This is a genomic window from Rhizobium sp. 05L429, assembly GCF_056397645.1.
Genome location: NZ_JBFTNV010000013.1, coordinates 73,057 through 86,519, shown reverse-complemented (window position 1 = coordinate 86,519; position 13,463 = coordinate 73,057). Strand labels below are relative to the sequence as shown.

Genomic DNA, 13,463 nt, shown 5'->3' with positions numbered 1-13,463 from the left:
CAGAATCCAGTGGTCTGGGGCAAGGAATTGTCGAATGTGGTTCCTTCGTGCCTGTCGGCAGGTCGACCAACGATGTCCGCTTCTTCCATTTAGCGACAGTCTTCTGATTGATCCCGTAGCGCTTCGAAAGTGCTCTCAGGCTCTCTTCACTATTTTGTATTGCTCGACGGATTGCCACTGTCGTCGTGGCGCTCCCGTGTAAAATCTGGCCCAAACACCTAGACCGGTGCGGAATTATTGTTCGAACCGATCTCGCAACACTACGAACGAGGTGCCACCTTGATCACCAGCAACCTTCCGTTCGACGAATGGACGGAGACCTTGGGATCCGAGGGCCTGACCGGCGCTCTGCCGGACCGCATCACCCACCACTTCAACATCCTCGAGATGAATGGCGACAGCTATCGCCTCCAGCAAAGCCGCGCCCGAAAGGCCGGCTGAAGTCAGTCGAAAAATCCCAGCGCGCGGATGAGGCCCCCGCTCGAGCTACGCCCTCCCGGTGGGCTCATCCGCGCGCCGAAGTAGCCGATTGTTGCGCGCTGCGTGATCGTTAGCGCGATTGTTGTGGCGATCGGACGACCGCCACAACGGGTATCGTTACAGGAGAAAATCGCCTGTCTCAAGGTGGACGAGACCCTTCATCTGAATCTCGAAGTCAGAAACGCCGTCGCCGTTCAGGTCGCCCTGGATAACGGTAGTATCGTTCGCGGATCCAGCCTTGTCTTCATAATGCCAGGCGAGCGCGCCAGCCTTGTGGTCGAAAGAGGCATCCTCCTGCGCCAGGAAATGGAAGGTTCCATTGCCCTGCGCAGAGCCATTCCCGTCCATCGCCGAGAGGTCGATCTTATCGGCGCCGTGCTGGAAGTCGGTGATGACGTCCCGGTTCGAGCCGAGCCCGGCTTCCGCCGGTGCCTTGAAGATAAACATATCCGAGCCGGCGCCACCGGTCATAATGTCCTTGCCGGCGCCGCCGTTCAGCTTGTCCGCGCCAGCCGCGCCATCGAGAACGTTGCTGCCGCTATCGCCGGTCAGCACATCGTTGTAGCTGGAGCCAGCCAGGTTTTCGATGCTGACGAGCTTGTCACCGGTGGCATACCCGCCCGATGCGGCCCCAGTCGCCAAGTTGACGTTAACAGCGGCGGAGCCCCAATAGCTTGCCGTGTCGTTGCCGTCGCCACCATTGATGGTGTCCGCGCCGGCGGCGCCGTTCAGCTTGTCCGCGCCAGCCGCGCCATCGAGAACGTTGGCGCCGCTATTGCCGACCAGCACGTCGTTATAGCTGGAGCCAGTCAAGTTTTCGATGCTGACGAGCTTGTCACCGGCGGCATGCCCGCCCGATGCGGTCCCGGCCGTCAAGTTGACGTTGACAGCAGTGGAGCCCGCGTAGGTGGCCGTGTCGTTGCCAGTGCCGCCGTCGAGCAGGTCCGCGCCGGCACCGCCCTTCAACACGTCATTACCGGCCATACCCTTGTAGGTTTCGTTGCCGCCGTCGGACTGGCCGTTATGTGGCATGGTGTCGTTGCCGTTGGTGCCGGTATATACCTTCGTCCCCGTGGTTGGCGTCCCCGGTTGCGTCGGCGTGGTTGGCGTTCCCGGTGTCGTGTGGGAGCCCGATTCGTAGGCACCGACATCGACAGTTCCAACGACGCGAGCGTGGCCGTCCAGATCAACCGTATCGAGGCCGTACTTGTCGGTTCCGTGGTCGATCGCCACCGAGCCGGCGCCGAGGTGGAAGTCGCCGTTCGCCGCCGCCAGGAATTTCGGATCGACGCCGAGCTGGTTGCCGTTCGCCGCGCTCGGCATCGGGTTGCCGCCGTCGGTCTTGACCGAGGCCTGGCCGGCCGTGCCGTTATAGGTGACGTTGTTGGCCCAGACCACGTTCTTGTTGCTGTAGCCGCCGGTCGAGGTGTTATCGATCGCGGTGTTGTTCTTGTTCAGCGATGGGTCCGCTACGGCGATGTTGTTGACCCAGGTATTGTTGCTCGACTGCGAGTTGCTGAGTTCGCCGCGCCAGGTGCCGGTGTTCTGCGGGTCCTGATTGTTGTGGTATGCGGTGTTGTTCGCCACCRTGACGGAGTCGCTCCAGGTCACCTGGATGCCTTTGCCGCCGTTCTCGTAGACGAGGTTGCCCTCGACCAGGGTCTTGAATGTATAGTTCGGATGACCGCTCGCCTGCGTGCTCTGGAAATCGTCGATGATGATGCCGTTACCATCGGTGTGCGCACCCGACTTCGTGACGTTGTCGTGCGAGATGTTGTTGCGCACGATCGTCCGGTAGCCCTCCGTCGAGGTATCGCCGGTAATGTTCCGGTTTTGGTAGATCGAGATACCCGAAAACCAGCCCGACGATGCGTTATTGTAGGTCTCGTTCCCCTCGATTTTGAGGAAGTCCGACTGGTTGAACTGAATGCCCGACTCCCCGGCGTCGTGGACCTTGTTGTTGAGAATTGAGACATGGTGGACGCCGCCCCCTTCGATGCCGTCGCCGGGGCCGCCCTTGATGTCGAAGCCATCGATTGTCACGTAGTTGGCGTTGACAGTGATTGCGTTCCACGAGCCTGCGGGCGGCCGGATCAGCGCCCCGCCCGGCACTTCCGAGCGCAGCGTGATGTCGCCTGCAGCCGAGCCGTCCTTGTTGATGTTGATGGCCTCGTTGTAGGTCCCTGCCTTCACCACGACTTCGTCGCCGGGTTTAAGGTTCGACGACATCGCCTCGCTGATCGTGCGGAATGGAGAGCCGGCACTGCCGTTACCGCCACTACTACCGGTCGTCGMTACGTAATATGTCGTCATGATCTTGCTCCTCAACCTTAGCGTTGTGTTTGCCGATTAATATTTTTGGTTAATCAGCCGTTACGGCGGGGGGTTATAGGACGGCATCCTGGAGGTTGCAACAGCAACTCAACAGTAAGCCCTTGAGAATTATAGCCATATTGCTGCCACATTATCTGAATCGATCCGAAGTTACGTTTTGAAATACTTGTTGAATTTCGCGTTTCCAAAACTGTGGCAGTATAAATGTCTCGCATGCCGCGAATTATTCTTTATGCAACTATAGCGAAATGCTTCCATTGAAAACATTAGGGAAACCTGATGGGCGTGGCTGGAATCCTCCCGCCAGAGGCAGAATCGACATTTTTTTCTAAATTTAACTAATTTGGGCAGCGTTGCCTTGCCGATTGGCACTGATCGAGATGGCAATGGGAGGGCATGAGTCGGGCACGCCCATCTCGATCCAGCGGTAATAGCGCCGCTTCACCGAGCGATAGTCGCCAAGCCGCTCGGGCAGATCTCGCCAGCGACCACCGGAACGCTCCATCCACAAGAGTGCCTCCAAAAATGTTCGACTATCCGTGCGGGGACCGCGCTTGCCTTTGGTCCCACCCGGCACAAAGCCCCTGATGCGCTTCCATTGATCATCTCGAAGTGCGTGCAATCCATCACCGACCTCCAGAAGTCAGTGTTGAATCTGATTTGCTCCAGCCTCTGGAGGGTTCTGTGAGGTCCGGGCGCGTTGCGTGCGGCATTCACTGATCCTCATTGAAGCCGGATTGAGCGAAGGCGCGGGTTGTTTGGCGCTATGGGGATTCAACCGAAGCGKCGGATGGCACTTGGGAAGATCGAACCTTGCCGGAACGCGTGGACAGGTCTGGAAGGAGATTGTTGGCGGTCATTGCGGTGTCGTTGACGGGCCTGTCGGCTGGTTTGCATTGGTCGAACCCCTGGTACTGTTGCGCTCTGCGTCGCTCAGGCACAATTGGCCAAAGCACCAGCCTCGCGGCTGTTCGGCATACCGACGCTGATCGTTGAACTGATGGCGCGCGTGGAATAATCATGAGCTGTCTTCCCATGCTGGTCGGCAGGCCGGCCGAATCGGGGTCCACGCGCCGATGATCGTCATGGCTCCGCCGCAACAGGGGCAGCGATGCGTCAGAGGGGGTGGCTTTGCGTCCGGTTCTTCGACCGGCTGCTCCGGCGGCGGGAGGTCGATCAGGCTTCGGCAGAGGTCCAGCTTCAGTTGGCCGATGGCCATTGGAAAGCAAGCCGAAGTGACGAATGCGGTGAAAGCTCCGGGACCGTACACCTAGTCACCCGAATCTGAAGTTCGGCTCATTGTCTTCTGGCAGAAGCGCTTGACCGACGCGAGGATCTGGTCGGCGGATTTGACCCACTTGTATGGTGTGGGATTTTCGTTGTGGGTTTCGATGAATGCGTCGATGTCGGCTTCCAGTTCTGCGGTGGAACGGTGTATGCCGCGCTGCAACTGCTTTCGCGTCAGCTCTGCGAACCACCGCTCGACCTGATTGATCCAGGATGCCGACGTTGGCGTGAAGTGAACATGCCAGTGTGGGCGGCGCGCCAGCCAGGCCTTGATCCTCGGTGTCTTGTGGGTCGCATAGTTGTCCATCACCAGATGCACGTCCGGCCCATTGGGCATTTCGGCGTCAATCCGCTTCAGGAAGTCGAGGAATTCAGTGGCCCGGTGACGCTTATAGCACTGACCGATCACCGCACCCGTGGCAACATCGAGCGCGGCGAAAAAAGAGGTCGTGCCGTTGCGGACATAGGTATGGGTACGCCGTTCGGCGACGCCCGGTGCCATGGGCAGCACCGGCTGCTCGCGATCCAATGCCTGGATTTGCGATTTCTCATCCACGCAAAGCACAACCGCCCGGTCCGGTGGTGACATGTAAAGGCCGACGATGTCCTGCACCTTGTCGATGAAGAGTGGATCGGAAGATAGCTTGAATGTCTCGGCACGATGTGGCTGCAGGCCAAACGCGGTCCAGATCCGGCGGATGGTGGTATGCGAAAGCCCGCTGTCGGCTGCCATCGAACGGATGGACCAGTGCGTTGCATCCTTGGGCGTGGTGTTCAACGTACGCTCGACGACCTCCGCAACCTGGGTATCGGAGACAGTCCGTGGCCGACCGGCCCGGTATTCGTCCGTCAGCCCTTCAGAGATCCGAGCGCACGGCACGTCTGATCGACAGATGGAATTACAGCTCGAAGAACTCGTGATGGCCGCGACGGAGGATGAAGTGGCGGCCCAGGCTGCTGCTGCCAGAACGTTGAGCCTGCGTTCGTTCACACGCAAACGGCCGGTGCACAAACCCTGGCCGGAGGATGCCGAGCGCGAGCGCGTGGTGATCGATCCCCCGACCGTCTGCGCTTGCTGCGGCGGGTCGCGCCTGTCCAAACTGGGCGAGGATGTCAACGAGACACTGGAGGAGATACCGCGCCGCTTCAAGGTGATCGAGACGTTTCGGGAGAAATTTACCTGCCGCGATTGCGAGGCGATCAGCCAGGCGCCAGCACCGTTCCATGCCACGCCGCGCGGCTTCATCGGTCCGCATCTGCTGGCGACGATCGTCTTCGACAAATTTGGGATGCACAGTCCGCTGAACCGCCAGAGCACAAGGTTCAAATGTGAGGGCATAGACCTGTCGACCTCGGCGCTGGCCGATCAGGTCGGATTTGGAAGGGCGGCCCTCATGCCGGTCTACGACCTAATCGAGAAGCATGTTTTCGGGGCCGAGCGATTGCATGGTGACGACACKACCATCCCAATCCAGGCCAAGGGCAAATGCGTAACCGGGCGAATATGGACCTACATCCGGGATGACCAGCCGTTCGGGGKAACGGCTGCGCCGGCGGCGATCGATTATGCGTCGAGCGACCGGCGTGGCGAACATCCGCAGAAGCACTTGGCCGAGTATGGTGGTATTCTGCAGACGGATTGCTACAACGGGTTCGAGCCGGACATTATTGCCAAAACGAAGAAGACACCGATCACCTTTGCCTTTTGCAACGCCCATTCGCGTCGCAAATTCTTTGCATTAGCCGATGTCCAGAAACATGCTCGAGATCACAAGCGGAAAGGCAAGCCGATCTCGCCGGTCGCATTTGAAGCCGTTAAGCGCTATGACAAGTTGTTCGAAATCGAGCGCCAGATCAACGGATTGAGCGCCGAAGAACGACAGGCTGTGCGGCAGGAAAAGAGCAAGCCGCTGTTCGATGAGATGCGCGAGTAGTTGACGAAGGAACGCGCCACGCTCAGCAGATCGTCCGAGGTCATCGAGCCGATCGATTACATGCTCAAGCGCTGGGAGGGCTTTGCTCTCTTCCTCGAAGACGGAAGGGTCTGTCTTACGAACAATGCAGCGGAAAGAGCGTTGCGCGGTGTGGCGTTAGGAAGGAAAAACTGGACCTTCGCCGGTTCCCAGCGTGGGGCCGATCGTGCCGCCGTCATGCTGACCGTCATCACCACATGCCGCCTCAACGATGTCGACCCAAAGGCGTGGCTTGCCGATGTCTTCGCCCGCATCGCCGATCTGCCCGTCTCCCGCTTGCACGAACTGCTCCCATGGGAGTGGAAAAGGCTGCGCCAGGCCGAAAAAGCCTMTGCTCAGATCAACGCCTGAATCTTATCCGCAGCATTCATCAGCAATGACCCGCGCACGCGACCCAGTCCCGCGGTTCCCGGCGTATGCATACGGACATCCCTGATGACGATGTAGCCATCAGAGCTCAAATCGTTCTGCAGCTGACTGGTACTGCTGGCGCCATTGACGGCCCTCCGGCCGGCACCCGCAATTCACCTATTGAATTCCCCCCTATTGAATTCACCATTGTCTCTCCCCCGGCTTTATCGCGCTCAAACCTCCCCAGCTCTGATTGCGCTAAAGCGACTGTCTTCCGCTGCTCCATGAAGGTCAAACCGCTCTTTTCGGGGGTAACGCTTATCAAAAAGAGCAATGAGGCATACCCCCGGGATACTGCCTTACTTCGAATATCGTAAGTCATTTCCGTGTGTGAAATAGAAATGTTAGGTCTTTCTACGTCCAATAGCTGGAGATGCAAGTATGGAGGCAACGGTCTTGCCAGCATATTCTGGTAACAGTTTCAGTTGGCAAAAGCGTAGGTCATGAGAAATTCACCAGCAGACAGAAACCAAACGTCAGTCCTTGATCCAACGGGTTCTCTGAAGTGGACGAATGTACTTGGTGTTCGAATTTCGGCAGTCAATCTCAAAAGCGCGACCGGACTTATTGAAAAGGCGATTGAAGACGGCAGGAAAGAATATGTGTGCGTTCGCGACGCGCACGGCGTCGTGCGGTGTCAAAAAGATCCCGAGCTTCGGTCCATACATAACCGCGCATTCCTGGTAACTCCCGACGGCATGCCGTTGGTATGGGCGCTGAAACATGCTGGCCATGTGGAAAGTGACAGGGTCTACGGACCGGATCTGATGTTATCTGTTTTCGAGACCGGCAGATCCAAAGGCTTGCGTCACTTCCTCTACGGTGCGACGGCCAAGACGCTGGAGCAGCTGCAGGCTCGACTTATCGCAAAATGCCCGGAAGCACGGATAGTCGGCTCCTATGCGCCGCCTTTTCGCGAACTTTCGCCGCAAGAGGAAACGGATGTTGCTGAGCGGATCAATCGGTCAGGCGCGGATATCATCTGGGTCGGACTGAGCAGTCCCAAGCAGGAATTCTGGATGGCGCGCATGCGCGACCGTCTGGACGCTTCGGTTCTCATCGGAGTCGGAGCTGCATTCGACTTTCACGCCGGCCTCAAACGGCAAGCTCCGAGGGTCATTCAAAGAAGCGGCTTCGAGTGGGCGTTCCGTCTTTTATGCGAGCCACGACGGCTGTGGCGACGCTATGCGCTCGTCGTGCCGACTTTCATCTCACTGACTGCCTTTCAGAGGTTGGGGCTTCGGGAGTTTCCGATCGAAGACGCGGTTTCCGGATCAGGTGCGTCGAGACAAAGGCTGTAAAGGAGTAAAACCACTATGTCGTCGTTTGCACCGTCAGCAATGCCATCAGCTCCGCCGAAGGCAATCGGCACAAGCGACACAGCCTCGCGGACAGTTTCGGCAAGCTCTGTTCCACCCATTGCGAACGCCAAGTCTGTCGATCCTTCAAGGCAGACAGGGCTCAATATGTCGGCCGCACTCCGGCGCCCGCTCCCTCGGCTTGCAACATCGTCACTCCTAATTGGCGGCGACATCGCGAGCTATGTGATTGCCTATTTTGCTCTTCTGCCCTTTCTTCCCACTGGTTCAGAAGGAACGGTACTGGAGCGCGCTTTCGCCCTCGCAGCATTGGCGGCGATCCTTCTTTATGCGTCGGCTCGGCTCTATCCCGGATATCGGCTTCACGACCACGAACTTCTGCGTCGTCGCACGACAGCTTCCGTCAAGGTGGCCGTCATCGCGGCGTTCGGAGCAGTCCTGCTGCCGGAAGGGGAACGACTGCTGCTTGCTATCGTTGGCTTCCTTGGCCTCGGGCTGATTGTCCAGCCTGTCACGCACTGGCTCGCACGAGGCCTGTGCCGGAGGCTTGGAATCTGGGGAGAGCGCGCGGTGATCATCGGGGGCAGCAATCATATCCCCGCGCTGATGGCATATTTCAAGGATCATTGGCAGTATGGCATCAAGCCGGAGCCCTATTCTTCTGATGCACCAGACGTATCGCCGGACGGCGGGCCATCCATCGCCCTGATTGCCGGCGACACAGGTTCGCTGATCGCCGATCTGGCCGCAATTCGCCGACAATTCGCCGAAGTCATCCTTCTGTCCGATACGCCGAGCCTCAAGGTAAGTGGATTGCGGCCTGCAGATGTCGGCGGGGAGATCGGCGTTCGCCTCACCAATGGTGAGAAGTCGTTAAGCTCGGATCTGGTCCGGCGGATCGTCGATCTCGCGATCGCCATACCTGCAACGATCGTGGTTGCACCCTTTATTGCGATTGCTGCGGCCGCAATCTATGCCATCGATCCGGGTCCCGTCTTTTTCAGACATGCCAGGGAAGGTCTGTCCGGCAAGCCGGTGCACGTCCTGAAACTCAGGACGATGTACCAGGATGCGGAAGAGCGCCTCGAAGCATTGTTCCGAGAGAACCCCGCCATGCGGGCCGAATGGTTGGCCCATTTCAAGCTCAAGGAAGATCCTCGCGTCCTGCCTGTCATCGGGCATCTTCTGCGCTCGTCGAGTTTTGACGAGCTCCCGCAGCTGGTGAATATCATTGCAGGCGAGATGGCCTTCGTAGGGCCGCGTCCTTTCCCCGAATACCACCTCCTGGCGATGGACGGTGAGTTTCGTGACAAGCGCCGCTCGGTAACACCGGGCCTGACAGGCCTCTGGCAGATATCCGAACGAAGCAGTGCAGATATCGAACTGCAGCAGCAACTCGACGAGTTCTACATCGACAACCGGTCCCTGTGGTTCGACTGGCACATCCTTCTCAGCACAATCCCTGCGGTCTTCAAGCGCAGGGGAGCCTACTGACCTCATCCTCGTCCTGCGAGGCAAACATCAACAACGGAGCACATCAATGCACGGACAGAAGCGAATTATGGTTACGGGTGGCACCGGATTTCTGGGATCATTCCTGTGCGAAAGACTCTTGCGAGAGGGCAATGACGTCCTCGCCGTGGACAATTATTACACAGGTTCGCGCGACAACGTTCTGCATCTTCTCGACGACCCCCGTTTCGAGATCCTTCGCCACGACATTACCTTCCCGCTTTATGTGGAAGTTGACGAGATCTACAACCTCGCCTGCCCGGCATCTCCAGTCCACTACCAAGTCGATCCCGTTCAGACGGTCAAGACCAACGTGCACGGCGCCATCAATATGCTTGGCCTCGCCAAGCGCACCAAGGCGAAGATTTTCCAGGCCTCCACGAGCGAAGTTTATGGTGATCCGGCAGTCCATCCGCAGACGGAGGACTATCGCGGCAGCGTCAATCCCATCGGCCCGCGAGCATGTTATGACGAAGGCAAGCGCTGCGCCGAAACGCTGTTCTTCGACTACCATCGTCAATACGGCGTGGAAATCCGGGTGGCGCGGATCTTCAATACTTACGGGCCGCGCATGCAGACCAATGACGGCCGCGTCGTTTCCAATTTCATCGTTCAGGCGCTTCGAAACGAGCCGATCACCATCTTCGGCAACGGCACGCAGACGCGCTCGTTCTGCTACGTGGACGATCTGATCGAAGGCTTTATCCGCCTGATGGGCGCGCCGGCTGGCGTTACAGGCCCGATCAATCTTGGCAACCCGGGAGAATTCCAGGTCCGGGAACTGGCTGAGATGGTGATCGAAATGACTGGATCGAAGTCAGGCATCGTCTTCAATCCTCTCCCAATCGACGACCCGACGCAGCGCAAGCCGGACATCAGCCGCGCAAGGCAGGAACTGGGTTGGCAGCCGACGGTGAACCTGCGGGAAGGGCTCGAAAGAACGATCGCTTATTTCGAGTGGAAGCTTTCCCTTGGATCCAGGAGCATGCCTGACGTCAGGTCCCCGCAAACGGCTTACACGCACCTGCCTGTTMCGGCCGTTGGCCTTCCTGTTCAGGAAGCCGTTCGTTAGGGATATGAATAGCAACGCCAATCATCGCAAACCAAGGCTCGTTTTCTTTCAATGGGACCACCAACCCAATGCGAACGCGTCCGGTTACCTGCTGCTGCATATGCAGCAGCAGGTCAAATGCCTCGGCACACACTTTGATGTCGTCGTCGTAAACCGCGACTGCGACTATGCGGAGGTATGCGAAAGATGCCAGCGGATCTGACGCTGTTTGAAAGCGGCTACCGGTCACAGGGTTCACGGCGGATAAGAATCATCAACACCGATGCCCATATCGGCGTTCCGAAGCTTGGTCTTCATAACGCCGATCCATGGTGCGACCGGCGCAGTGGTTTCCTTTCCGATATGGAGCAATGGGGCATCGAGACATATTTCTCGATTGCGACCCTGGCTCCGGAATATATGCCGGAGCTGAAGGACAACCTGTTCGTCTGGCCAAACTTCGTCGATCCCGAAGTCTATCAAGACTATCACCAGCACAAGATCATACCGGTCACGCTCACGGGCCAGGTCAATGGCCTTTACCCCTGGCGGCAGAAGGTCTTTCCGATCATCCGCGATCGATATCCCTGCCTGGCTTCGCCTCAGCATACCTATGAGAGCAAACTTGCCTCCCAGTTGCTGGCAGGAGAGGCCTATGCGCGCGCCCTCAACGCGAGCCTCGTCGTGCCCACATGCGGAACCATGGCCGGCGAGGTCGTGCGCAAACACTTCGAGATTCCAGGGGCGAACACCTGTCTCGTGACGGAACGGACGGCAGCACTGCAGGCGGCTGGCTTTAACGACATGGAGAATTGCATCTTCACCGACCAGTACGACGTGGTTGAACGATTGGAATACCTCTTTGCTCATCCAGCTGAAATACAGCGCATCTCGACGGCCGGCTATAATCTGGTCCACTCGCGCCACACTCTGAATCACAGACCACAAATATATCAGTGGTTCATATTGAACAGCGGCCTGCGATCCGGGGAAAAAATCATTCAGCCCGGGCCTTTCGGCGACCTTATAAAAGTTGAGCGCATCTCCCAGCGGGGAAGCATCCATGTAGCCGGGCGGGCAAGCGACCGCGTTTTACTGAAGCAAGGCGATTTGCTTCTTGAGCAGGGTAAACTCGAGGAGGCCAAGGACTGCTACGCGCGCTGCTTGGATTACGTTTCCTACCTGCCCGAAGCCAAATTCGGTCTCGCCATCTGCGCCTTGCATGAGGGCGATGCCGATCGCGCTTACAAGCTTCTGGTGAGCTTAATCAAGGTAACGATGATCGACTACGGGGCGGCCGCCCCGGATCCGGTCGAATGGGCGTATTTCCTTCTCGCGTTGGTCTGCAAAGGCCAACTCRTCCAAGCGCGGCGATTGCAGGACTTTTATCCATCCCTATCCCATAACGAACTCAGGCGTGCGCGCCTCGTCCTCGATCGAGACCGTCGAGAAGACAATCGGCCGGCCTTAGAACTGTCGGCCACAGATCGAAAGAGCATTCACCGGCTTCCCAGACGAAGCGATCACGAATGGCTTGCATGCTTCGCCGAGATTCTCGATCGTTGTCAGCAGCCAGATCTTGCGAACGTTTTTCGTCACGGTCCCTTCGAAGAAAGCGAGACCGGCGATCGTACAGCGTCTAGACATCACGGACTTGATATTGGCTGGCGCCAGCGGTTGTACTCAGGCGTCGATCAGATGATGATCGCATTGCGCTTGAATCACTTGAGGCCAAACGTGCCACCACTGCCGGAGTTTCGATATTTTTGGCATCTTGCAAAGGGTCTGATCTCCCGTTCGCAGCGGATCCCGTTGCGCAGGATCCGAACGGCGCTTTCCAGGCATCCTTCGTGATCGCTGGCAATTGCTTAAACGACATGTTTTCATTGAGTTATTCTGGAAGACGAGCTCAGCAGCCCGCCAACCCCAAGGACTACAGGCGGCTGCCCAGTCTAGGCCGAGCCAGGGAAATTGGCGAGGAAGAATCAGCGGTGGGCTATTGCGTGTAGGGCAAAGCCGGAAGTGGAGATGCACATGGCGACCTTCGCAGGCTGAGCGATCACATCCAAGCTTTGGCGCCCTGGTGCCAGATCGTGCCTCGGCGGCGCATTTTGCTTTGCGCCGCCGAGCATGGCTCAGGTCAAGACCGCGTTAGTGATGTGACGCAACAGTTGATCGTCCGATAGCATCTGCTCGGTCTCTGCTTTTTTCGGGGGCGGTAATACTTTCCTTGAAGAGATCGTTTATCTTGAACACGACCTCTGTTCTGTTGGTTGCTTTTACCTTTTTCATGATGTTGCGAACATGAACCTTGACGGTGCTTTCCCGCAGATTGAGCTCATAGGCGATGATCTTGTTCGCCTTTCCGCGCCGGAGAGCCTCTACAACTTCGGCCTGACGATCCGTGAATATGCCGGCCAACGGGCGAGCGATCGAGTTGCTGGACTCCAGCAAATGACGCATGGCGAATAGGGTGCTCGCAGGCACAAAAACGCCTCCCGCCACTGACAGCGCGATCAGTTCCATACAGACGCTGACGCTGACCGAGGCGGKTATGTAGCCCTTGGCTCCAAATTCGAGCGCCCGCACGATTTGGGTGAAATCGTCGCTATCAGCCAGTACGATGACTGGTATCGTCCCGAATTCCGACGAAAGGCTACTGATTTGCTCCGAGACGGCCGGATCGTCGATTTTTTTGCCGCCAATGTTCAAGAGGATTGCCGAAAGCGGCGGATACTCGTCGCGTTTTTGCTTCCACTCTTCAACCGTTCCAAATGCCAGGATAAGTAAATCCGTCTTGTGGGCCGCCATGCATTGCGCCAGGCATTGCCGATCAAGTTCACGGTTATCCAGGATCATGAGAGAGTGCTTTGGCCCCGACAGCAAGGTCGATGCCGCTGAACTATTCTCTACCTTAAGTGGAAGAGCTACATTTTCCTGTCTAAGATCTAAATTTGGTATTAGCGCTGAATTCACTGCCTCATCCTCCCCAGCCGAGTTTCCCTACGCCTCAACAAAATCGAACACTCAAGCCCTTCAGATATGAGGGTTTGGAAGCACTAAAGTAGGAATTCAATACCACAGTTCTCGTGATGT

General features: G+C 57.6%; 5 protein-coding genes and 7 pseudogenes. 6 read left to right on the top strand and 6 right to left on the bottom strand.

Translation table 11 applies throughout. The features are described from left to right. Positions 1-28 precede the first annotated feature (28 nt). Positions 29-214 (bottom strand): annotated as a pseudogene (locus tag AC1DNW_RS15815) (IS481 family transposase); the annotation flags it as partial. An 8-nt stretch (positions 215-222) separates the two neighbouring features. Here AC1DNW_RS15815 and AC1DNW_RS15810 point away from each other — a divergent pair. Next, positions 223-441: pseudogene (locus AC1DNW_RS15810) on the top strand (ATP-binding protein); the annotation flags it as partial. A gap of 156 nt (positions 442-597) precedes the next feature. On the opposite strand, the gene AC1DNW_RS15805 reads toward AC1DNW_RS15810, so the two are convergent. The 4 genes and pseudogenes from AC1DNW_RS15805 to AC1DNW_RS15790 form a co-directional block, all read right to left on the bottom strand. Then, entirely contained in the window at positions 598-2,793 is a 2,196-nt protein-coding gene (locus tag AC1DNW_RS15805; RefSeq protein WP_477853476.1) for a calcium-binding protein, read from the bottom strand. A 421-nt stretch (positions 2,794-3,214) separates the two neighbouring features. Further along, positions 3,215-3,441 (bottom strand): annotated as a pseudogene (locus AC1DNW_RS15800) (transposase); the annotation flags it as partial. Between the two features lie 391 nt (positions 3,442-3,832). After that, positions 3,833-4,067 (bottom strand): annotated as a pseudogene (locus tag AC1DNW_RS15795) (IS91 family transposase); the annotation flags it as partial. Between the two features lie 17 nt (positions 4,068-4,084). Next, a pseudogene (locus AC1DNW_RS15790) lies at positions 4,085-4,960 on the bottom strand (IS630 family transposase); the annotation flags it as partial. Here AC1DNW_RS15790 and tnpC point away from each other — a divergent pair. The 5 genes and pseudogenes from tnpC to AC1DNW_RS15765 form a co-directional block, all read left to right on the top strand. Beyond that, positions 4,960-6,425: pseudogene (gene tnpC / locus AC1DNW_RS15785) on the top strand (IS66 family transposase); the annotation flags it as partial. The pseudogenes AC1DNW_RS15790 and tnpC sit on opposite strands and share 1 nt — an antisense overlap. 503 nt (positions 6,426-6,928) lie before the next feature. After that, complete coding sequence (locus AC1DNW_RS15780) at positions 6,929-7,786, top strand: WecB/TagA/CpsF family glycosyltransferase (protein ID WP_113296515.1); 858 nt, start codon at positions 6,929-6,931, stop codon at positions 7,784-7,786. 15 nt (positions 7,787-7,801) lie between these two features. Next, the gene (locus tag AC1DNW_RS15775) at positions 7,802-9,298 is read left to right on the top strand and encodes a sugar transferase (protein ID WP_113296514.1); all 1,497 of its coding nucleotides are present in this window, start codon (positions 7,802-7,804) and stop codon (positions 9,296-9,298) included. A gap of 46 nt (positions 9,299-9,344) precedes the next feature. Next, positions 9,345-10,388, top strand: coding sequence for a UDP-glucuronic acid decarboxylase family protein (locus tag AC1DNW_RS15770; protein WP_477853475.1), 1,044 nt, complete (start codon positions 9,345-9,347; stop codon positions 10,386-10,388). Between the two features lie 4 nt (positions 10,389-10,392). Next, positions 10,393-12,221 (top strand): annotated as a pseudogene (locus tag AC1DNW_RS15765) (glycosyltransferase family protein). Between the two features lie 297 nt (positions 12,222-12,518). Here AC1DNW_RS15765 and AC1DNW_RS15760 read toward each other — a convergent pair. Then, positions 12,519-13,343, bottom strand: a complete 825-nt coding sequence (locus AC1DNW_RS15760; RefSeq protein WP_477853473.1) for a response regulator transcription factor — start codon at positions 13,341-13,343, stop codon at positions 12,519-12,521. Positions 13,344-13,463 lie beyond the last annotated feature (120 nt).

Excerpts from the sequence above, each read along its gene's own strand:
- AC1DNW_RS15780 (WP_113296515.1), top strand. The coding sequence starts at position 6,929 with ATGAGAAATTCACCAGCAGACAGAAACCAAACGTCAGTCCTTGATCCA.
- AC1DNW_RS15775 (WP_113296514.1), top strand. The coding sequence starts at position 7,802 with ATGTCGTCGTTTGCACCGTCAGCAATGCCATCAGCTCCGCCGAAGGCA.